At 68.6% G+C, this 18,585-nt stretch carries 16 protein-coding genes and 1 pseudogene; 10 read left to right on the plus strand and 7 right to left on the minus strand.

Going from position 1 to position 18,585, the window contains the following annotated elements; genetic code table 11:
• Positions 1-30: 30 nt before the first annotated feature.
• The gene (locus tag ACQ66R_RS14850) at positions 31-1,443 is read left to right on the plus strand and encodes an HWE histidine kinase domain-containing protein (RefSeq protein WP_430423239.1); all 1,413 of its coding nucleotides are present in this window, start codon (positions 31-33) and stop codon (positions 1,441-1,443) included.
• Between the two features lie 216 nt (positions 1,444-1,659).
• Here the strand turns inward: ACQ66R_RS14850 and ACQ66R_RS14855 are convergent, their stop codons facing one another.
• Complete coding sequence (locus ACQ66R_RS14855) at positions 1,660-2,865, minus strand: CaiB/BaiF CoA transferase family protein (protein ID WP_430423241.1); 1,206 nt, start codon at positions 2,863-2,865, stop codon at positions 1,660-1,662.
• A gap of 76 nt (positions 2,866-2,941) precedes the next feature.
• Entirely contained in the window at positions 2,942-3,394 is a 453-nt protein-coding gene (locus ACQ66R_RS14860; RefSeq protein ID WP_430423243.1) for a MaoC family dehydratase, read from the minus strand.
• Between the two features lie 109 nt (positions 3,395-3,503).
• Between ACQ66R_RS14860 and ACQ66R_RS14865 the strand changes: the two genes are divergently transcribed.
• Positions 3,504-3,839, plus strand: a complete 336-nt coding sequence (locus ACQ66R_RS14865; RefSeq protein ID WP_430423245.1) for a TfoX/Sxy family protein — start codon at positions 3,504-3,506, stop codon at positions 3,837-3,839.
• A gap of 4 nt (positions 3,840-3,843) precedes the next feature.
• On the opposite strand, the gene ACQ66R_RS14870 is transcribed toward ACQ66R_RS14865, so the two are convergent.
• Positions 3,844-4,767 (minus strand): M14 family metallopeptidase, encoded by a 924-nt coding sequence (locus ACQ66R_RS14870; protein ID WP_430423247.1) that lies wholly within the window; start codon positions 4,765-4,767, stop codon positions 3,844-3,846.
• Positions 4,768-4,891: 124 nt separating this feature from the next.
• On the opposite strand from ACQ66R_RS14870, the gene ACQ66R_RS14875 reads away from it, so the two are divergent.
• The 4 genes from ACQ66R_RS14875 (at position 4,892) to ACQ66R_RS14890 (ending at position 8,742) form a co-directional block, all read left to right on the plus strand.
• On the plus strand, positions 4,892-5,572 hold the full coding sequence (locus ACQ66R_RS14875) for a fumarylacetoacetate hydrolase family protein (protein WP_430423249.1): 681 nt from the start codon (positions 4,892-4,894) through the stop codon (positions 5,570-5,572).
• Positions 5,572-6,234 (plus strand): maleylacetoacetate isomerase, encoded by a 663-nt coding sequence (gene maiA, locus ACQ66R_RS14880; RefSeq protein ID WP_430423251.1) that lies wholly within the window; start codon positions 5,572-5,574, stop codon positions 6,232-6,234. The genes ACQ66R_RS14875 and maiA overlap by 1 nt, the downstream gene beginning before the upstream one ends.
• Positions 6,231-6,860 (plus strand): carbonic anhydrase, encoded by a 630-nt coding sequence (locus ACQ66R_RS14885; RefSeq protein ID WP_430423253.1) that lies wholly within the window; start codon positions 6,231-6,233, stop codon positions 6,858-6,860. Before maiA ends, ACQ66R_RS14885 begins: the two co-directional genes overlap by 4 nt.
• Before the next feature lie 88 nt (positions 6,861-6,948).
• Entirely contained in the window at positions 6,949-8,742 is a 1,794-nt protein-coding gene (locus ACQ66R_RS14890) for a M2 family metallopeptidase (protein WP_430423255.1), read from the plus strand.
• A 174-nt stretch (positions 8,743-8,916) separates the two neighbouring features.
• Here ACQ66R_RS14890 and ACQ66R_RS14895 read toward each other — a convergent pair whose 3' ends face one another.
• Entirely contained in the window at positions 8,917-9,870 is a 954-nt protein-coding gene (locus ACQ66R_RS14895; RefSeq protein WP_430423257.1) for an isopenicillin N synthase family dioxygenase, read from the minus strand.
• 90 nt (positions 9,871-9,960) lie between these two features.
• On the opposite strand from ACQ66R_RS14895, the gene ACQ66R_RS14900 reads away from it, so the two are divergent.
• Positions 9,961-11,208 (plus strand): class I SAM-dependent methyltransferase, encoded by a 1,248-nt coding sequence (locus ACQ66R_RS14900; RefSeq protein ID WP_430423259.1) that lies wholly within the window; start codon positions 9,961-9,963, stop codon positions 11,206-11,208.
• 77 nt (positions 11,209-11,285) lie between these two features.
• Positions 11,286-12,040 (plus strand): annotated as a pseudogene (locus tag ACQ66R_RS14905) (IS5 family transposase).
• A 119-nt stretch (positions 12,041-12,159) separates the two neighbouring features.
• Here the strand turns inward: ACQ66R_RS14905 and ACQ66R_RS14910 are convergent.
• Entirely contained in the window at positions 12,160-14,040 is a 1,881-nt protein-coding gene (locus ACQ66R_RS14910; protein WP_430423261.1) for a monovalent cation:proton antiporter-2 (CPA2) family protein, read from the minus strand.
• Positions 14,041-14,147: 107 nt separating this feature from the next.
• Between ACQ66R_RS14910 and ACQ66R_RS14915 the strand changes: the two genes are divergently transcribed.
• Positions 14,148-14,858, plus strand: coding sequence for a CoA transferase subunit A (locus ACQ66R_RS14915; RefSeq protein ID WP_430423263.1), 711 nt, complete (start codon positions 14,148-14,150; stop codon positions 14,856-14,858).
• Complete coding sequence (locus ACQ66R_RS14920) at positions 14,858-15,511, plus strand: 3-oxoacid CoA-transferase subunit B (protein ID WP_430423265.1); 654 nt, start codon at positions 14,858-14,860, stop codon at positions 15,509-15,511. Before ACQ66R_RS14915 ends, ACQ66R_RS14920 begins: the two co-directional genes overlap by 1 nt.
• Positions 15,512-15,517: 6 nt before the next feature.
• Here ACQ66R_RS14920 and pelA read toward each other — a convergent pair whose 3' ends face one another.
• Positions 15,518-16,702, minus strand: coding sequence for a pectate lyase (gene pelA / locus ACQ66R_RS14925; protein WP_430423267.1), 1,185 nt, complete (start codon positions 16,700-16,702; stop codon positions 15,518-15,520).
• Between the two features lie 183 nt (positions 16,703-16,885).
• Complete coding sequence (gene groL / locus ACQ66R_RS14930) at positions 16,886-18,535, minus strand: chaperonin GroEL (RefSeq protein ID WP_430423269.1); 1,650 nt, start codon at positions 18,533-18,535, stop codon at positions 16,886-16,888.
• Positions 18,536-18,585: the final 50 nt, after the last annotated feature.

Here is an 18,585-nt window from a genome sequence, read left to right on the forward strand (position 1 = left end):
TGACCCGAAGCATTTCCATATGTTGACCCAATGACTCGCGATCTGGGCGACAGCTCGAGCCGAGAGCGCCTTGGACTCGCCCTCCAGGTCGCGGGCCTAGGCGAATTTCAGTGGGACTACGACCGCGACGTCTTCATCGTGAGCCCGCGGATGTCGGCCATCACGGGCATTCCCGCCGGCGAGAGGCCGGCCCGCGGCGGGGCGGCGCTGGACGAGTACGCCCATCCTGACGACATCGAGGCTTTTCGCGCCAAGCGGGCTGCGGACCTTGCGGCGTCGAACAGCTTCACGACCGTCTTCCGCAATATCCGCCCTGACGATGGCCGCACCATCTGGGTTCGCGCCAGCGCCAGCATCGAACGCGACGCCACGGGGCGCCCCAAGGTCCTCATGGGGATCGTCCAGGATGTCTCGGAGCTTCGACGCGAGGACGAGCAGCGCCATCACCTGATGGCCGAGCTGGACCACCGGGTGAAGAACGTGCTGGCCGCTGTGCAGGCCCTGGCTCAGCAGACCGCCAAGCGCACCACCTCGCTCGACGCGTTCCTGACCACCTTCAGCGGCCGGCTGAAGTCGATGGCCAGCGCCAACGAACTGCTGACCGCCGCCCGTTGGCGCGGCGCCGCCATCGACCATCTGGCCTCGGCCGAGCTGGGCGCGATCGCGCCGGGGCAGACGCGCTGGGAGGGGCCCGAGCTGTTCCTGACGCCGCGCGCGGCCAACGCCCTGTCGCTGGCGCTGCACGAACTGGCGACCAACGCAGTGAAGTTCGGCGCGCTGTCGGTCGAGACGGGCCACGTCGACGTACGCTGGACCGCCAAGCCTTCGGGCGGGTTCGAGCTCACCTGGACCGAGAGCGGCGGCCCCACGGTCAGCGCGCCGGTCCGCCGGGGCTTCGGCTCGACCCTGCTGGAACAGGTGACGCCGCGCGAATTGAACGGCGAGGTCAAGGTCGACTACCGTCCGGCCGGGGTCACGGTGAACCTCACCGCCGGCCCGCAGGCGGTCGCCGAGCGCCCCGAGGTGGTGCCCGAGGTCAGCGCCAACCGCGTCACCGAGACCGTGCCCACGTCGCGCGGCCCCACCAGCCTGAAGGGGGCGCGGGTGCTGATCGTCGAGGACGCCGTGCTGCTGGCGCTGGAACTCGAGACCGGGCTGTCCGACGCCGGCGCCGTGGTCGTGGGTCCGGCCTACGAACTCGAGGAGGCGATGGCGCTGCTGGACCGCCAGATCGACGCGGCGGTGCTGGACGCCAACCTGAACGGCCACTCGGTGACGCCCGTCGCCGAGGTGCTCTTCCAGCGCAAGATCCCCTTCGTCTTCGCCACCGGCTATGGCGAGACGGGCGGCGCGCCGGGGGGTTTCGACGCGCCGGTGATCCGCAAGCCGTACGACGTCACCCAGGTGGCCGCCGCCGTCGCCGAGCTTCTCGCACAACGTTGATTTTGTTTACTATACGCTGCGCCGCAATGCCGCGCGGCGAGAGCGCGCTGAGACAAGGCGTCACCTGCGCAAGCGTGAAGCCGGCCCCTAACAGTCCCGCCAAGAGGTCCCGCGGAGTGCTCGCGGGGGTCAGTCCGGTGACCTTGGGAACTCGCCCGGAACAGGCGACCTGAACCTCGGCGTTCGGTCCGCGGCAGAGGTCGCGGGCCGGTCGCTTCAGATCACGCCCTTCGCCCGCAGCGCGGCCAGGTCCTCGGCCGTGCAGCCCGCGCGGGCGGCCAGCACCTCGTCCGTATGCTGTCCCAGCGTCGGCCCTGGCCAGCGCACCTGGCCCGGGGTGGCCGACAGCTTCGGGAAGGCGTTCTGCATCTTCACCGGTCCGAACACCGGGTGCTCCACCGAAACGATGGCGTCGCGGGCGGCGAACTGCGGGTCCTCCAGCATGTCGGGGGCGCGGAACACCCGGCTGGCCGGGATGCCCTTGCCTTCCAGCAGCGCCAGCAGGTCGTTGAGGACGAATCCCGAGGTCCATTCGGCGATGATCGCATCCAGCTCGTTCTGGTTCTCGCCGCGCGCCGCGTGGCTGACGAACTTGGGGTCCGTCTTCAGGTCGTCGCGGCCCATGGCCTCGGTCAGGCGCGCGTAGACGTTGTCGCCGTTCCCCCCGATCAGGATCATCTCGCCGTTCCGGCACGGATAGGCGTTCGACGGCGCGATGCCGGGCAGGATCGAGCCCGAGCGCTCGCGGACATAGCCGGTCAGGTCGTACTCGGTGACCAGGTTCTCCATCACCGCCAGCACGCTCTCGTACAACGCCGCGTCGATCACCTGGCCCTGGCCGGTCCGGGCCCGGTGGTGCAGCGCCATGGTGATCCCCATCACCGCGTGCATGGCCGCCAGGCTGTCCCCGATCGAGATGCCCGCCCGCGCCGGCGGCCGGTCGGGCTCGCCCGTCACGTGGCGCAGGCCGCCCATCGCCTCGCCGATCAGGCCATAGCCGGCCCGCTGCGAGTACGGCCCCGTCTGTCCGAAGCCCGAGACGCGCGCCATGATCAGCCGGGGGTTCTCGGCGGCCAGGGACTCGTAGCTCAGGCCCCACTTCTCCATCGCGCCGGGCCGGAAGTTCTCGATCAGCACGTCGGCTTGTGAAATCAGCCGGCGCGCCAGCGCCTGGCCCTCCTTCTGGCGCAGGTCGATGCCCACCGACTTCTTGTTGCGCCCGATCACCGGCCACCAGGGCGACAGACCCTGCGGCAGGCTGCGGCCCCACTGGCGCATGGGATCGCCCACCCGGGGGTCTTCCACCTTGATCACCTCGGCGCCGAAGTCGCCCAGGATCTGGCCGCAGAACGGGCCGGCGATGAGGGTGCCCAGCTCGACGACGACGAGGTCTGAAAGCGGGCCGGTGGCGGTCTCGGTCATGCCTCAGGCTTAGCGGGGATGACGTAGGGCGGGGAAGGCTGGAATAGCGTCGATCAACCCAACCCGCCCGAAGAGCCTAGCTCTTGGGGGGCCGCCGGCGCCGCGGCACGCGGACGGTCGCCTCGCCGTCCATCACCAGCTCGTCATTCACATGGATCGTACAGCTGAGGATCACCCGCGCGGCCGCCTCGTCGATCGAGGCCACGGTCGCCCGAGCTACGGCGACGTCGCCGATCCGCACCGGCTTGTGAAAGTTGAGGGTCTGGCTCAGGTAGATGGCTCCGGCCCCCGGCAGGATCGTGCCCACGACCGCCGAGCCGAACGACGCCGACAAGAGCCCGTGCGCGATCCGCCCGCGGTAGGCCGTGCGCGCCGCGAACGCCTCGTCCATGTGCACGGGATTGAAGTCGTCCGACGCCTCGGCGAACTGGGCGATCCGATCTTCGGTGACGGTCACACGCTTCTCGGCGCTCATGCCGACCGAGAGTTCTTCCAGGATGTAGCCGCCGGACGGGTGGGGTTCGACCATGGGATGGGCAGTAGTCCGCGCGCCGCCGCGTCGCCAGCAGAAAAGCGAAAGGACGGTGACACCAGCCAATGCCGCTCGCCAGCCGCCCATGCCGCGGCCACAATGGGTCATGGCGACCGACCGCAAGACCGTGGACTACCTTGTCGATCAGATGGCCGGGGCCGGCGCGATCACGGCGCGGCCGATGTTCGGCGAGTACGGCGTCTATTGCGACGGCAAGATGGTGGCGATCATCGGCGACGAGCAGCTGTTCCTCAAGCCGACCGCCGGAGGTCGCGCCGCGGCTGGGGACGCCGCGGAGGTCCCACCCTATCCCGGCGCGAAGCCCTACCTTCTGATCGCGGCCGATCGCTGGGAGGATCGCGAGTGGCTGGCCGATCTGGTGCGGGTCACCGCCGCCGAGCTCCCTGCGCCGAAGCCGAAACCGGCCAAGAAGAGCCGTTAGCCGGCTAAGCGGGACGCGCCAGCACGAAGTCCAGAGCCGCGCACACCGCCGCCACCTGGGCGTCGTTGCACTGCTGCGGCGTCGCGCGCGGGCTGTCCGGATAGACCTCGGTGGTGGTCGTGTATGGCGCGCCGGTGATCGAGGGGCACATGCCGTACGCCCGCTGTGGGTATTCGATGATCCCGTGCCCCACGACCGGACAACCGATAATCTCGCCGGCCGTGTCCGGCGGCGCGGTGTGCGTCACCGCTTCCACCGCGGTGATGATCGCCTGCTGGAACGCCAGCTGCGGGGCCTCAGCGTCGGCCACCAGATAGAACCCGTCGGGTATGAGACCGGGCTCGAACGGCTTGCCGTCCCGCGCCGCCAGCGCCGGGCGGAACTCGCTCTCGTCGCTGTCGGTGGTTTCGTGCAGGTCGATGTGCAGCACGAACTGTCCCAGCCGCGGCTGCACCAGCGCTATCAGGCTGGTCGCCTCGCGGGACGGCCCGTCGAGGCGGAAATTGCGGTTGGGATCGACGGCGTCAAAGTTCCACCGGTTGATGCGCTCATAGCCCCACGGGCTCACACAGGGCGCGACCAGCAGATTGACCCGCCCGGCATAGCCCGCCGCCCGCGTCTCCAGGAACGCCAGCGCCCCCATCACCCCGCTGGTCTCATACCCATGGACCCCGCCGGTCACGAGCGCGGCGGGCAGGGCTGGGTCCCAGGCCCGCGTGCTCAGCGCCCACAGGTCGTAGGCCTCGCCCGCATAGTCGAGCCGGCCGTAGCAGACCCGCTCGAACCGGTCCGCCAGCCGCTCAATCCGGGGCAGCACATCCTCGTCGTATCGCCGACGGCGCGCCTGCCGCGCCCGCCACTGCGCCAGCTCCGCCTCGCCCCAAGCGCGGCCGGGGGTTCCCACGGGGTAAGCTACGGTATCGGTCATCGGGGTATCATAGGACGATTGGCGGGCGTCGTCAGCGCCATCGGCGAGCCGCAAAGCTCCCCCGCCCCGACCCTCACCCAGCGCGGGGGTTCACAGCATGGGCCAGGGGGCCTAAAGGGCGGCGATGGTCGAGTTCGCGCTTGCTCCGTCGCCCGTTCCCGTCGTGCCCGTCGAGGGCGAGGTGGGTGGCTTCCCGGTCCGCCGCATTCTCTGCGTCGGGCGCAACTATGCCGCCCACCGGCGCGAGATGGGGGGCGATGACCGCGATCCGCCGTTCTTCTTCGCCAAGCCGGCCGACGCCGTGGTCCCGCCGGGTCGCGACCCGGCCTATCCGCCGCGCACCGCCAACCTGCACCATGAGATCGAGCTGGTAGTGGCCATCGGCGGCGGCGGCCGGGACGTGGCGGTGGGCGACGCGCTGGGGCTGGTCTACGGCTATGCGGTGGGCGTCGACCTGACACGCCGCGATCTGCAGAACGCCGCCAAGGACAAGGGCCACCCCTGGGACGCGTCCAAGGGCTTCGACGACAGCGCGCCCATCTCGGCGATCCGCCGCTGGACCGGCGACCCGCCGCAGGGCCGCATCTCCATCTCGGTCAACGGGGCCGTGAAGCAGGACGCCACGGTCGCCGACATGATCTGGAACGTGGCCGAGATCATCTCCGAGGCCTCGAAGTTGTGGGCGCTGGCCCCCGGTGACCTGATCTATACCGGCACGCCCGAGGGCGTCGGGCCCCTGGTCAAGGGCGACGCGGTCGAGGGCGAGGTCGAGGGCGTGGGCCGGCTGGCCTTCCGGGTGGCCTGATGGCGCTGACCCTGCACTCGGCGTGGCGGGCGACCGCGCCCTATCGCGTGCGTATCGGCCTGGCGCTCAAGGGCGTCGAGTATGGCTATCACGCCATCGACCTGATCGCCGGTCAGCAGCGTGAGCCGGCGTACAAGGCCGTGAACCCCCAGGGGCTGACGCCGGCGTTGGACCTGGGCGATGGCACCGTCCTGGCCCAGAGCCTGGCGATCCTGGAGTGGCTGGAGGAGACGCGGCCGCAGCCGCCGATCCTGCCGCGTTCGGCCTTGGACCGGGCCATGGTGCGCCGCATGGCAGGGATCATCGCCTGCGATATCCATCCCCTGAACAACACGCGCGTAGGTCGGAAACTGAAGAATCTGGGCGTGCCGGACGAGGTGGTCGCGACCGACTGGATCCAGGGCTGGATCCGCGACGGCTTCGACGCGCTGGAGCCTCTGGTCGCCCAGCACGGCGGCCGTTTCGCATTCGGCGATACGCCCACCATCGCCGACTGCTGTCTCGTGCCTCAGGTCTATTCCGCCCGCCGCTTCAAGCTGGACGTGACGCCCTGGCCGGCCCTCATCGGCGCCGCCGACCGCGCCGCCGAGCATCCGGCCTTCCAGGCGGCGCACCCAGACCGGCAACCCGACGCTCCGATCCCAGCAGGGGGGCCGCGATGACCCGCAAGACGCTCGACGATCTCAAGGCCAAGAACCGCGCCTGGGCCGCCGGCAAGGTCGCGGCCGATCCGGGCTTCTTCAAGCGCCTGGAGGGCCAGCAGGCGCCCGAGTACCTGTGGATCGGCTGCGCCGACAGCCGCGTGCCGGCCAACGAGATCGTGGGGCTGGATCCGGGCGAGCTGTTCGTGCACCGCAACGTGGCCAACCTGGCCCCGCCGCAAGACGCCAACTACCTGTCCGTGCTGCAGTTCGCGGTCGACGTGATCCGGGTGAAGCACATCCTGGTGGTGGGCCACTACGGCTGCGGGGGCGTCGCCGCCGCCGTCGACGGCCAGCGCCGCGGCCTGGTGGACCACTGGCTCCACCCCATTCGCGAAGTCCACCACGAACACCGCCACGAGCTGTCGGAACTGCCCGACGAGAAGGCCAAGTGGGACCGCCTCGTGGAACTGAATGTCATGCGCCAGGTCAAGAACGTGGCCTCGGACGTCTTCGTCATGGACGCGTGGCGGCGGGGACAGCCACTCAGTGTCCATGGCTGGGTCTACACGCTGGGCACGGGGCTGGTGACCGACATGGGCGTGACCATCTCGGGCCCTGACGACCTGTCCGAATTCGTGGGCTGACGCTCGCTTGACGCGCCCGGCCGGCGGTCCTCTTTTCGCCGCCAGCGGGTGGCAGAGAGCCGCCCAAGGAAACGTCTAGGAACCGCTTATGAAACTGAAGCTTATGGCGGCCGCCGCGGCGGCCGTCCTGGCGTGCGCCGGGCCTGCCATGGCCCAGCCGACGCCCGCCGAGGCCAAGGCCTTCGTCGACAGCGCCGAGGCCCAGCTCGACAAGGCCAACGCCTTCGCCAACCGGGCCCAGTGGGTCCGCGCCAACTTCATCACCGAAGACACCCAGTGGCTCGAGGCCAAGGCCAACGCCGAGCAGAACGGCCTCCTGGCCCGACTGGCCGTCGAGGCGGCGAAGTTCAACGGCGTGGCGGCCGACGCGGTCACGGCCCGCAAGCTGAAGCTGCTCAAGCTCTACGCGGTGGCGCCGGCGCCGAACCGGCCCGGCGCGGCTGAGGAACTGGCCGGTCTGCTGACCAGGCTCGACAGCACCTATTCGACCGGCAAGTTCGCCTACAAGGGCAAGACGATCACCCTGAATGACGCCGAGGACGTCCTGGCCCAGAGCCGCGACCCGGCCGAGCTGAAGGCCGCCTGGGAAGGCTGGCACGACACCGCCAGGGTGATGAAGCCGGACTACGCCAAGTTCGCGGCGCTCTCGAACGACGGCGCTCGGGGCCTGGGCTTCAAGGACACCGGCGCGCTCTGGCGCTCGAACTACGACATGGACCCCGACGCCTTCGCCGCCGAGACTGATCGGTTGTGGAAGCAGGTCGAGCCGTTCTACCGCAACCTGCACTGCTACGTCCGTGCGCGCCTTTCGGAGAAATACGGCGAAGCGGTGCAACCAAAGACCGGCCCGATCCGCGCCGACCTCCTGGGCAACATGTGGGCCCAGCAGTGGGGCAACATCTATGACGTGGTCGCGCCCAAGACCGCCGCCTCCAGCTACGACCTCGACAAGCTGTTGCTCGAGAAGGGGTATGACCCGCAACGGATGGTGAAGACCGGCGAGGCCTTCTACTCGTCGCTGGGCTATGCGCCCCTGCCGGAGACGTTCTGGGCGCGCTCGCTGATCACGCGGCCGGCCGACCGCGAAGTCGTCTGCCACGCCAGCGCGTGGAACCTGGACGACAAGGACGACATCCGCATCAAGATGTGCACGAAGGTGAACGCCGACGACTTCCGGACCGTCCACCATGAGCTGGGCCACAACTACTACCAGCGCGCCTACCAGAACCAGCCGACGCTGTTCCGCAACGGGGCCAACGACGGCTTCCACGAAGCCATCGGCGATTTCGCCGCCCTGTCGGCCTCGACGCCTACCTACCTGAACCAGATCGGCCTGCTGGGCGCCGTCCCGGGGGCCGAGGAGGACATCCCGTTTCTCCTGAAGATGGCGCTCGACAAGATCGCCTTCCTGCCGTTCGGCCTGCTGGTCGACCGGTGGCGCTGGGGCGTCTTCTCGGGGGAGACGACGGTCGACGAGTACAACGCCGACTGGTGGGCGCTGCGGCTCAAGTACCAGGGCCTGAAGCCGCCGGGCGACCGTCCGGCCGACGCCTTCGATCCGGGGGCGAAGTACCACGTTCCCGGCAACACGCCCTACACGCGCTACTTCCTGGCCCACATCTATCAGTTCCAGTTCCACCGGGCCGCCTGCCAGCAGGCCGGCTGGAAGGGCCCGCTGCATCGCTGCTCGGTCTATGGCCAGAAGGCGGTGGGTGAGAAGTTCAACAGGATGATGGAGCTGGGCATGTCGCAGCCTTGGCCGCAGACGCTGGCCGTATTCTCGGGCGAGACCCGGACGGACGCCAGCGCGGTGACCGCCTACTTCAAGCCGCTCGACGCCTGGCTGACCCAACAGAACAAGGGCCAGCAGTGCGGGTGGTAGGCCAGCCGAAGCCGCGGGAGAAAGTGGCCTGCGAAGCAGGTCGGATGAGGGGTCGCACCGGCCTCTCAAACTGAAACGAAGAAGGGGTCGCCGGATTGCTCCGCGCGACCCCTGATCCGTCAGCCTGTGGCTGACACCTTCTCCCGCAAGGGGAGAAGGGAATACGCGCCGCCCCTAAGCCAGCTTGATCTCCCTCAACCGCTCCTGGAGGTACTCGTCGGCCGTGATGGGCTGCGGGTACCGGTCGGGGTTGGCGGCGTCGACGCAGCTCGGCAGCGTCCGGATCAGGTAGTCCGAATTGAAGTGCAGGAAGAATGGCGTCGAGTAGCGCGGGAAGCCGCGGCGCTCGGGGGCCGGGTTCACCACGCGGTGGGTCGTGGACGGCAGGCGGTGGTTCACCAGCCGCTGCAGCATGTCGCCGATATTGCACACCAGACTGCCGGCCGGCGGATTGATGGCGATCCAGCGGCCGTCGTGATCCTTCACCTCCAGCCCGGCTTCTTCGGCGCCGAGCAGCAGCGTGATGACGTTGATGTCCTCATGCGCGCCGGCGCGGATGTGCGGGCCGTCCTTGGGGACCGGCGGATAGTGCAGCAGGCGCAGGATCGAATTTCCCACGTCGACCTTGTTGTCGAAGAAGTGCCGATCGAGGCCGAGGTACGTCGAGATCGCCTCCAGGACCTTCAGGCCCATGGCGTCCAGCGCGTTGTAGAGCCACTGCACCTTCGCGTGGAACTCGGGCAGCTCCAGATCGGGCCAGACGTTGTCGATCATGTGATCGCGGAACCGGTGGCCGGGCGGCAGGTCGCGGCCCACGTGCCAGAATTCCTTGAGGTCGTAGTGGGTGTGGCCCTTGGCGGTCTCGACGCCGAAGGGCGTGTAGCCGCGCTGGCCGGCGACGGGCAGCTTGTACTTCATCTTCGCCGCCTCAGGCAGGGCGAAGAACTGCTTCATCTGGTCGATGGCCGCGTCGACCTTATCCTGCGGCATGCCGTGATCGGAGATCACCGCGAAGCCCCAGCGGGCGTAGCTGTCGCCCAGCGCCTGGGTGAAGGCGTTGAAGTCTTTGGCGAAGAGGTCGAACGAGACCGGCTCGATACGATCCTGGAGGGCAGTGGCTTGGCTCATTCCGGCGTTTTACACCTCCGCGCGCCGCCGCGCATCCCGGCAAGCGACCCCCAGGCTGGCCAAGGTCAAGCTGCGTGGTAAGGAGGCTCCGTGACCTGGGCCGCCTTCGCCACCGCGATCGTCAAAGATCATCAATTGGCGCGCCGTCTCGGATCGGCGCCCCTGCGCGACGCCGCGCTCGAGCGCCACCTGACCGGCGTCCGGCGACAGCTGCTGCTCCAGGGCGCCGGGCCCCAGCATACGCCGCTCCTGGCGCATCTGGCTTTGCAGGGGTTCATCAACGAGTACGCCTGGTGGGAAGCGCCCGACGAGACCGCGCGCCTCGCCGAGATCGCCTCCCGCAACGACGACGTCAGCCTGCTGCTCTACGCCGCCTATAGGCCCCTGAGCGGCCGGCCCGACGCCTCCACGCTGCTCGCCCGCGAGGCCGGCCCCCATCTTGCGGCGATCATCGGCCAGATCGCCAGTGCGCGGGACGAGGCGGAGCTGGCCGCCCGGATCGAGACCATCACCCCGATCTCCGACGAGGTCTCGCGGGCCGTCCAGGCGCAGTACGAAGCCAATCCCTATCCACGCTGGGTGGAGCTTCACGCCGCCGCGCCGATGGACGAAGAGTCCGACATCCTGATCGCCGGCTGCGGGACGGGCCGAAACGCTCTGAGCATCGCCAAGCCCAGAGCTCGCAGCCGCGTCCTGGCGGTGGACCTGAGCCGCGCCAGCCTCGCCTACGCCATGCGCGCCGCCCGGACCCTGGGCATCGACAACGTCACCTTCGCCCAGGCCGACCTGCTGGCGCTGGGCGCGCTGGGCCGCACGTTCGATGTGATCGACTGCAGTGGGGTGCTGCACCATATGGCCGATCCCTTCGCCGGGGCTCGGGTCCTGGCCGGCCTGTTGCGGCCCGGCGGCCGGATGGATATCGGCGTCTACAGCACCGTCGCCCGCGCCTATCTTGCGCCGGCGAAGGCGCTGGCGGCCGCCTATCCGTCGACCACCGAGGGGATCCGGGCGCTGCGCCGGGCCATTCTGGACGCGCCCGCCGGTTCGCCCGTGCGAGAGGTCGCGACGTCGGGGGATTTCTACTCGGTCAGCGCCTGCCTGGACCTGCTGATGCACGTCCAGGAACACACGCTCACGCCCGGTGACCTGCAGCGGATGCTCGATGAGAACGGGCTGGAGCTGGAAGCCGTCAAGCTCCCGCTGCCCATCCTGGACATCTACCGCGGCATGTTCCCCGGCGCGCCGCTGAACGATCTCGCCCGGTGGGCGGCGTTCGAGGAGCGCCATCCTGCCACCTTCCGAGGCATGTACCAGATCTCGGCGCGCAAGCGGCTCTAGGAGCTGTGGACTCTTAGGATTCACGCTGGGTCCGAAGCGTGATTCAAGACTGCTTTTTGGAGGCGGTCTTGGGTGTGATGGATCGACTGGTGCTGAGCGATGAGCAGTGGGAGCGGATCGCGCCGCTGACCATCGGGCGGCCGGATCAGAAGGGCTCGACGGGTCGGGACAACCGGATGTTCGTCGAGGGCGTGCTCTGGATCGTCAGGACGGGTTCGCCCTGGCGTGACCTGCACGAGGTGTTCGGGGACTGGAACACGGTCTTTCGGCGCTTCAGCCGCTGGAGCGCCAAAGGGGTCTGGTGGCGCATCTTCGAGGCGCTCTCGGACGATCCGGACTTCGAGTACCTGATCGTCGACTCGACCATCGTGCGCGCCCACCAGCATGCGGCGGGCGCGAAAAAGGGGGGTCTGAAGATCAGGCCCTTGGCCGCTCCCGCGGCGGCCTGAGCACCAAGATCCACATGGCGGTCAGAGGCCTGGGCTGTCCTGTCCGGTTCAGCCTCACCGCCGGCCATCGTGGCGACGCACCCCAGGCCGAACCCTTGATCGAAGGCTTGGCCGCCGACGTAGTGATGGCCGATACCGCCTACGACTCAGATCGCCTGCGCCAGAAGATCGCTGAGAAGGGCGCGATCGCCGTCATACCGAACAACCCATCCCGCGCGATCAAGCACCCCCTCGACGCCCAGCTCTATGCTCAGCGCCACCTGGTCGAGTGCTGCTTCTCAAGGCTCAAGCAGTTCCGCCGCGTCGCCACCCGCTTCGAGAAGACCGCCCGCAACTACCTCGCCATCGTCACCCTCGCCGCCATCGTCTTGTGGCTACGATAAGTGTCCACAGGACCTAGAGCGCGTTGGGCGAAGGTGGACGCCGGTTTCGCCCTGAAAGGCGCTATAAATCCAACAGAGCGAGCCTGTTCATTCGGTTCAGAAGCTGAACCGGACAGGCTCTAGCCGGCCTCCAGGCGGCGCTTGGCGGCGGCCCGGTCGTTGTCGGCCTCCTCGGCCTCCTCCTTGGACAGGCGGCGCATCTCTTCGGTCAGCAGCTTCTCCATGGTCTCGCGGCTGTCGCGCACGGCCATCGCGTACTGCTCCTCCTCGCCGTAGACCGGAGCCAGCTTCTTGAAGAGCGCCATGTCGTGGTCGCGGAAGAGGGTGACCGCCTTGGCCGCGCGGCGGTCCGACAGGCCCAGCCGCAAGAGCGCCTTCTTGCCGAACAGCATCGCGCTTTCGAACGTCTCGCGCACGACCTCGTCGCCGCCCACCCGCACCAGCTCGTAAGCATGGCGGCGGTCGTAGGCGCGGGCCAGGATCGTCAGATTGGGGAAGTAGTCGGTGGCGGCCTTCACCAGCTCGACGGCCTTGTCCTTGTCGTCGATCGCCACCAGCAGCAGCTTGGCTTTGTCGGCCCCTGCCGCCCGCAGGAGGTCGAGGCGCGTCGCATCGCCGTAATGCACCCGCCAGCCGAAGCGCCGGATGGTGTCGATCTGCTCGATCGAGGAATCGAGCAGCACCACCGAAAAATCGTTGGCGATGAGCAGGCGGGTGGCGATTTGGCCGAAGCGGCCGAAGCCGGCGACGATCACGTCGGGCGCGCCATCGTCGAAGGCCAGGCGCTCGGGCTCGGCCAGGCCGGCGGTGCGGTTGAGCACCAGCTTCTCGTAGAGCACGAAGGCGACAGGCGTCAGCGCCATGGAGAGCGCCACCACGGCGGTCGCCAGCGCCGCGTCCTGGGCGGACAGCACCTGGGCGCCGGCCACGAAGGTCAGCAGGACGAAGCAGAACTCGCCGCCCTGGGCCAGGGACACGGCCATGGTGGCCGAGTCTCTCCGGCTTCGACGGAAGGCCAGGCCGACGGCCCACATCGATGCGAACTTGGCGACCATCAGCCCCAAAGTCAGCGAGATCACCAGCACCGGCTGAGCGGCCACGAGGCCCAGGTTCAGGCCCGCGCCCACGGTGATGAAGAACAGGCCCAGCAGCAGGCCGCGGAACGGCTCGATGTCGGTCTCGAGCTCGCGCCGGAACTCGCTCTCGGCCAGCACCACGCCGGCCAGGAAAGCGCCCAGCGCCGGCGAGAGCCCGACCAGCTCCATCAGGGCCGCGACGCCCACCACCAGCAGCAGGGCCGAAGCCGTGAAGATCTCGCGCAGGCGCGCCGCGGCGATGAAACGGAAGATCGGTCGCGTCAGATAGCGGCCGCCCACCACTACGCCAGCCACGGCGGCGAACGTGGCCACAATGCGCACCCACTCAGGCTGTCCAGTCAGGATGCTGTGGCCGTGCCCGGCGGCGGCTTCGACCCCGCCCGGGCTGGCGGCCAGAAGCGGCAGAAGGGCGAACAGTGGGATGACCGCCAGGTCCTGGAACAGCAGAACGCCGAACGCGGCCTGGCCCACGGGGCCTTGCCGCAGGCCCTTCTCCTCCAGGTTCTGCAGCACGATGGCCGTGGACGACAGCGACAGGATCAGACCCACGGCCAGCGCCACGCGCCAGTCGGCGCCCAGGATCAGGGCGATGGCGCCTACAACCGCGGCGCTTGCCAGCATCTGCGCGGCGCCCAGACCGAAGATCGAGGTGCGCATTTCCCACAGCAGCGCCGGCCTCACCTCCAGTCCGATCAGGAACAGCAGGATCACCACGCCGAACTCGGCGAAGGCCATCACGTCGGCCTGGTCGCCCACGAGGGACAGCGCGAAGGGGCCCACGAGCACGCCGGCGATCAGGTAGCCGAGGACGGAACCCAGCCCCAGGCGCTTGGCGATGGGAACGGAGACGACGCCGGCCGCCAGATAGACCAGGGCCTGGATGAGGAGGGAGTCTGCGGTCATTGCGGGATCACCATCCCCTGATCCGGGGGTGTGACTACAATATCATCAATCGATGAATTTTTTGACCGACCCTTCCGGACCACCGTTTTGCGGCGTATCAGACGGGTATGGCTGACAAGGTTCGCAAAGACGCGGTCGAGGCGCTGCAAGGGCAGCTGTTCGACGGCATGACCATCATGGCGGGCGGCTTCGGGCTGTGCGGCATTCCCGAAACCCTGATCGCGGCGATCCGCCAGTCGGGCGTCAAGGACCTGACGGTTGTCTCGAACAACTGCGGCGTCGACGACTTCGGCCTGGGCGTGCTGCTGGCCGGCGGCCAGATCCGCAAGATGATCAGCTCCTACGTCGGCGAGAACAAGCTGTTCGCCGAGCTCTATCTGTCGGGCAAGCTCGAGCTGGAGTTCAATCCGCAGGGCACCCTGGCCGAGCGCATCCGGGCCGGCGGCGCGGGCATCCCCGCTTTCTTCACCAAGACCGGCGTCGGCACGCTGGTGGCCCAAGGCAAGGAAGTCCGCGAGTTCGACGGCGAGCTCTATGTGATGGAGCGCGGCCTCACCGCCGACCTCTCGATCGTGAAGGCCTGGAAGGGCGACCAGGAAGGCAACCTCGTCTACCGGATGACCGCGCGGAACTTCAATCCGATGATGGCGACCGCCGGCAAGGTCTGCGTGGCCGAGGTCGAGAAGATCGTCACCACCGGCACGCTCGACCCCGACAACATCCACACGCCCGGCATCTTCGTCGACCGCATCGTCGAAGGGGTGCACGAGAAGCGCATCGAGCAGCGCACGACCCGCAAGCTTGAGGGAGCCGTCTAATGGCCTGGACTCGGGACCAGATCGCCGCCCGCGCGGCTCAGGAGCTGCGCGACGGCTTCTACGTGAACCTCGGCATCGGCATCCCGACGCTGGTGGCCAACTACATTCCCGCAGGCATGAGCGTGACGCTGCAGAGCGAGAACGGAATGCTGGGCATGGGCCCCTTCCCGCTCGAGGGGCAGGAGGACGCCGACCTCATCAACGCCGGCAAGCAGACGATCACCGCCCTGCCGTCGAGCAGCTACTTTTCCAGCGCCGACAGCTTCGCGATGATCCGCGGCGGCCACATCGACCTCAGCATCCTGGGAGCCATGCAGGTGGCCGAGAACGGCGACCTCGCCAACTGGATGGTCCCGGGCAAGATGGTGAAGGGCATGGGCGGCGCCATGGACCTGGTGGCGGGCGTGAAGCGTGTCGTCGTGGTCATGGAGCACACCGAGAAGACCGGCGCGCCCAAGCTGCTCAAGGCCTGCACCCTGCCGCTCACCGGCCAGGGCGTCGTCGACCTGGTGGTCACCGAGCTGGGCGTGTTCGACGTCAGCCGGGGCAAGTCGCCTCTGACCCTCCTGGAGCTGGCGCCGGGCGTGACCGTTGACGAGATCAAGGCCAAGACCGGCGCGGAGTTCCGGGTGGCCGAGACGGTGGCCGGCTAGACCGGGCTATCGGCCGTAGGCCTTCAACACGTTCGCAGGCGCGGTGGTGAACCAGGCATAGCCATTGCGGCGCTCGGCGCTCAGGTCGTGGACATCGTCATGGATGGTGCGGTCGCGGTCGCCGAAGATCGGGCGGCCGGTGGCGAGGTCATAGTAGCGGGCCCATAGCGGCGGTGCGCCGGGCTGGTCGACCAGGCGGCGGGCCTCGCCGGGGGCCGGCGTCGGCCAGGCCTTGTCGGCAATCGCCGCGCTCTTCAGCCAGGCTATGCCGCCGCTCACAGCGCGGGCCACCTCATTTGGCGGGGTGGGGAAGGCCTTGATCAGATACGCCAGGATGCCGGCGCTTTCGGCGCTGGCCAATGCCGCGGGCTCGAAGTTGCGGGCGCCGACGGGCGCCAGTGTGACCGCGTCGGCCTGCTGCGGCCAGCCGGTGGGGCGGCCGTCCTTCACGACCTGCGCCTTGAGGACGGCTGCGAGGCCGCGCCGCCATGCGATATCGGCCTCGGCGCGCAGGGCGGGCGCTGTGAAGCCGTAGTCACCCTGGCCCTTGGCGATGTCGCTCAGGAGGCTGAGCGCAGCCACCATGGCATCGTCGTTGAACGTCACCGCGTCGTGGTAGCCGCCGACCAGAGGCCAGACCTGGGGCCAGCCGCCGTTGGGATACTGCGCCGCCAGAAGCCAACGGACGCCGCGCTCGAAGCTGTCGCGATAGGACGCCTCGCCGCCGGCGGTGATGACGCGCGCCAGGAAGCGGAGTTCGGTGACGGTGGCGTCGTTGTCGAGCGTGCCGACGTAGTCCTTCTCCGCGGAGAACGGCTGGCCCGGCTGGCGGACGGCGCCGTTGCGGGGCGAATTCTTGCCCCATCCGCCGGCGGGACTCTGGAAGCTGACGATCACGTCGGCGATGTGGCGGGCCTCGGGTGTGGCGTACCAGGTGGCGGACTTGTTCAGCGGCATCGAGGCCGCGGCGTCGCCGGAGGTCGGGGGCAGGCCGTTGGTGGTCTCGGCGGCGTTCAGGCGGCGTGCCGCCTCGGAGCGGTCGAGATAGTCGGACCAAGTGGCGCGTTCGCCCGCAGGGATGTCGGCGAGGCGCTCGCGGGTGAGCGGCGGGGCCGGGGTCATCTGGCCGACGACGGCAGCCTGGGCCGACGTGGCGAGCAGGAGGGCGGCTGCGACGGCAGGGCGGATCATAGGCGACAGCTTGCACCGCCAAAGTCGCCGCTACCTAGCTGAGAGCGCCATCCTGCAAGGCGCGGTAGCATCGCCCACAAAGAAAAAGGGCGGGACCCTGCGGTCCCGCCCTCCGGTCTCTTCCCGGCTCGGCCTACGCGGCTTGCGCCGCTCCGTTGGCCGGGATGACAGCTTTCAAGGCGACTAGAAGTCCATGTCGCCCATGCCGCCCATGCCGCCGCCGGGCATGCCGCCCGCGCCGCCGCCGCCCTTCTTGGGGGCTTCGACGATGGCCGCTTCGGTGGTGATCAGCAGGCCGGCGACCGAGGCCGCATCCTGCAGCGCCGTACGGACGACCTTCGCGGGGTCGATCACGCCGGCCTTCACCAGGTCGACGTACTCTTCGGTCTGGGCGTTGAAGCCGAAGGTGGCCGAGCTGTTCTCGAGCACCTTGCCGACCACGATCGAGCCTTCGACGCCGGCGTTTTCGGCGATCTGGCGGATCGGAGCCTGCAGCGCGCGGCGCACGATGGCGACGCCGGCTTCCTGGTCGTCGTTGTCACCCTTGAAGCCGTCCAGAACCTTGGAGGCCTTCAGCAGGGCGACGCCGCCGCCGGGGACGATGCCTTCTTCCACGGCCGCGCGGGTCGCGTTCAGGGCGTCGTCGACGCGGTCCTTCTTTTCCTTCACTTCGACTTCGGTCGAGCCGCCGACGCGGATCACCGCGACGCCGCCGGCCAGCTTGGCCAGACGCTCTTGCAGCTTTTCCTTGTCGTAGTCCGAGGTGGTGGTCTCGATCTGGGCCTTGATCTGCGCGATGCGGGCCGAGATGTCGGCCTTGTCGCCCGTGCCGTCGACGATGGTGGTGTCGTCCTTGGTGATCGTGACCTTCTTGGCCTTGCCCAGCATGTCGAGCGTGACCGACTCGAGCTTGATGCCCAGGTCTTCGCTGATCAGCTGGCCGCCGGTCAGGGTGGCGATGTCTTCCAGCATGGCCTTGCGGCGGTCGCCGAAGCCCGGAGCCTTGACGGCCGCGACGCGCAGGCCGCCGCGCAGCTTGTTGACCACGAGGGTCGCCAGCGCTTCGCCTTCGACGTCTTCAGCGATGATCAGGAGCGGACGGCCCGACTGGACCACGGCTTCCAGCACCGGCAGCAGCGGCTGCAGCGAGGAGAGCTTCTTTTCGAAGAGCAGGATGAGCGGCTCTTCGAGGTCGGCCTCCATCTTCTCGGCGTTGGTGATGAAGTAGGGCGACAGGTAGCCGCGGTCGAACTGCATGCCTTCGACGACGTCGAGTTCGGTCTCGGCGGTCTTGGCTTCCTCGACGGTGATGACACCCTCGTTGCCGACCTTGGCCATGGCCTTGGCGATCATCTCGCCGACTTCCGAGTCGCCGTTGGCCGAGATGGTGCCGACCTGGGCGATTTCCGAGTTGTCCGAGACCTTCTTGGCGTTGCCCTTGATCTCTTCGATGACCTTGGCGACCGCCTTGTCGACGCCGCGCTTCAGGTCCATCGGGTTCATGCCGGCGGCGACCGACTTCAGGCCTTCGACGACGATGGCCTGGGCCAGGACCGTGGCGGTCGTGGTGCCGTCACCGGCCTTGTCGTTGGTCTTGGAGGCGACTTCGCGGATGAGCTGGGCGCCCAGGTTCTCGAACTTGTCGGCCAGTTCGATTTCCTTGGCGACGGACACGCCGTCCTTGGTCGAACGCGGGGCGCCGAACGACTTCTCGATGACCACGTTGCGGCCCTTGGGGCCCAGGGTCACCTTCACGGCGTTGGCGAGGGTGTTGACGCCGCGCAGCATGCGGTCGCGCGCGTCGGAGGCGAAATAGACGTCTTTGGCAGCCATGGCTGATTCTCTTTCCTAGATTGTTGGGGGAAGCGGCCCGGTCGCGGGCC

Source organism: Phenylobacterium sp., assembly GCF_965284355.1.
Lineage (GTDB): Bacteria > Pseudomonadota > Alphaproteobacteria > Caulobacterales > Caulobacteraceae > Phenylobacterium.

What these genes read in the sequence shown, in the direction of transcription:
- ACQ66R_RS14850 (WP_430423239.1), top strand. Translation starts at nt 31, where the DNA reads ATGACTCGCGATCTGGGCGACAGCTCGAGCCGAGAGCGCCTTGGACTC.
- ACQ66R_RS14855 (WP_430423241.1), bottom strand. Translation starts at nt 2,865, where the DNA reads ATGACCGAGACCGCCACCGGCCCGCTTTCAGACCTCGTCGTCGTCGAG.
- ACQ66R_RS14860 (WP_430423243.1), bottom strand. Translation starts at nt 3,394, where the DNA reads ATGGTCGAACCCCACCCGTCCGGCGGCTACATCCTGGAAGAACTCTCG.
- ACQ66R_RS14865 (WP_430423245.1), top strand. Translation starts at nt 3,504, where the DNA reads ATGGCGACCGACCGCAAGACCGTGGACTACCTTGTCGATCAGATGGCC.
- ACQ66R_RS14870 (WP_430423247.1), bottom strand. Translation starts at nt 4,767, where the DNA reads ATGACCGATACCGTAGCTTACCCCGTGGGAACCCCCGGCCGCGCTTGG.
- ACQ66R_RS14875 (WP_430423249.1), top strand. Translation starts at nt 4,892, where the DNA reads ATGGTCGAGTTCGCGCTTGCTCCGTCGCCCGTTCCCGTCGTGCCCGTC.
- maiA (WP_430423251.1), top strand. Translation starts at nt 5,572, where the DNA reads ATGGCGCTGACCCTGCACTCGGCGTGGCGGGCGACCGCGCCCTATCGC.
- ACQ66R_RS14885 (WP_430423253.1), top strand. Translation starts at nt 6,231, where the DNA reads ATGACCCGCAAGACGCTCGACGATCTCAAGGCCAAGAACCGCGCCTGG.
- ACQ66R_RS14890 (WP_430423255.1), top strand. Translation starts at nt 6,949, where the DNA reads ATGAAACTGAAGCTTATGGCGGCCGCCGCGGCGGCCGTCCTGGCGTGC.
- ACQ66R_RS14895 (WP_430423257.1), bottom strand. Translation starts at nt 9,870, where the DNA reads ATGAGCCAAGCCACTGCCCTCCAGGATCGTATCGAGCCGGTCTCGTTC.
- ACQ66R_RS14910 (WP_430423261.1), bottom strand. Translation starts at nt 14,040, where the DNA reads ATGACCGCAGACTCCCTCCTCATCCAGGCCCTGGTCTATCTGGCGGCC.
- ACQ66R_RS14915 (WP_430423263.1), top strand. Translation starts at nt 14,148, where the DNA reads ATGGCTGACAAGGTTCGCAAAGACGCGGTCGAGGCGCTGCAAGGGCAG.
- ACQ66R_RS14920 (WP_430423265.1), top strand. Translation starts at nt 14,858, where the DNA reads ATGGCCTGGACTCGGGACCAGATCGCCGCCCGCGCGGCTCAGGAGCTG.
- pelA (WP_430423267.1), bottom strand. Translation starts at nt 16,702, where the DNA reads ATGATCCGCCCTGCCGTCGCAGCCGCCCTCCTGCTCGCCACGTCGGCC.
- groL (WP_430423269.1), bottom strand. Translation starts at nt 18,535, where the DNA reads ATGGCTGCCAAAGACGTCTATTTCGCCTCCGACGCGCGCGACCGCATG.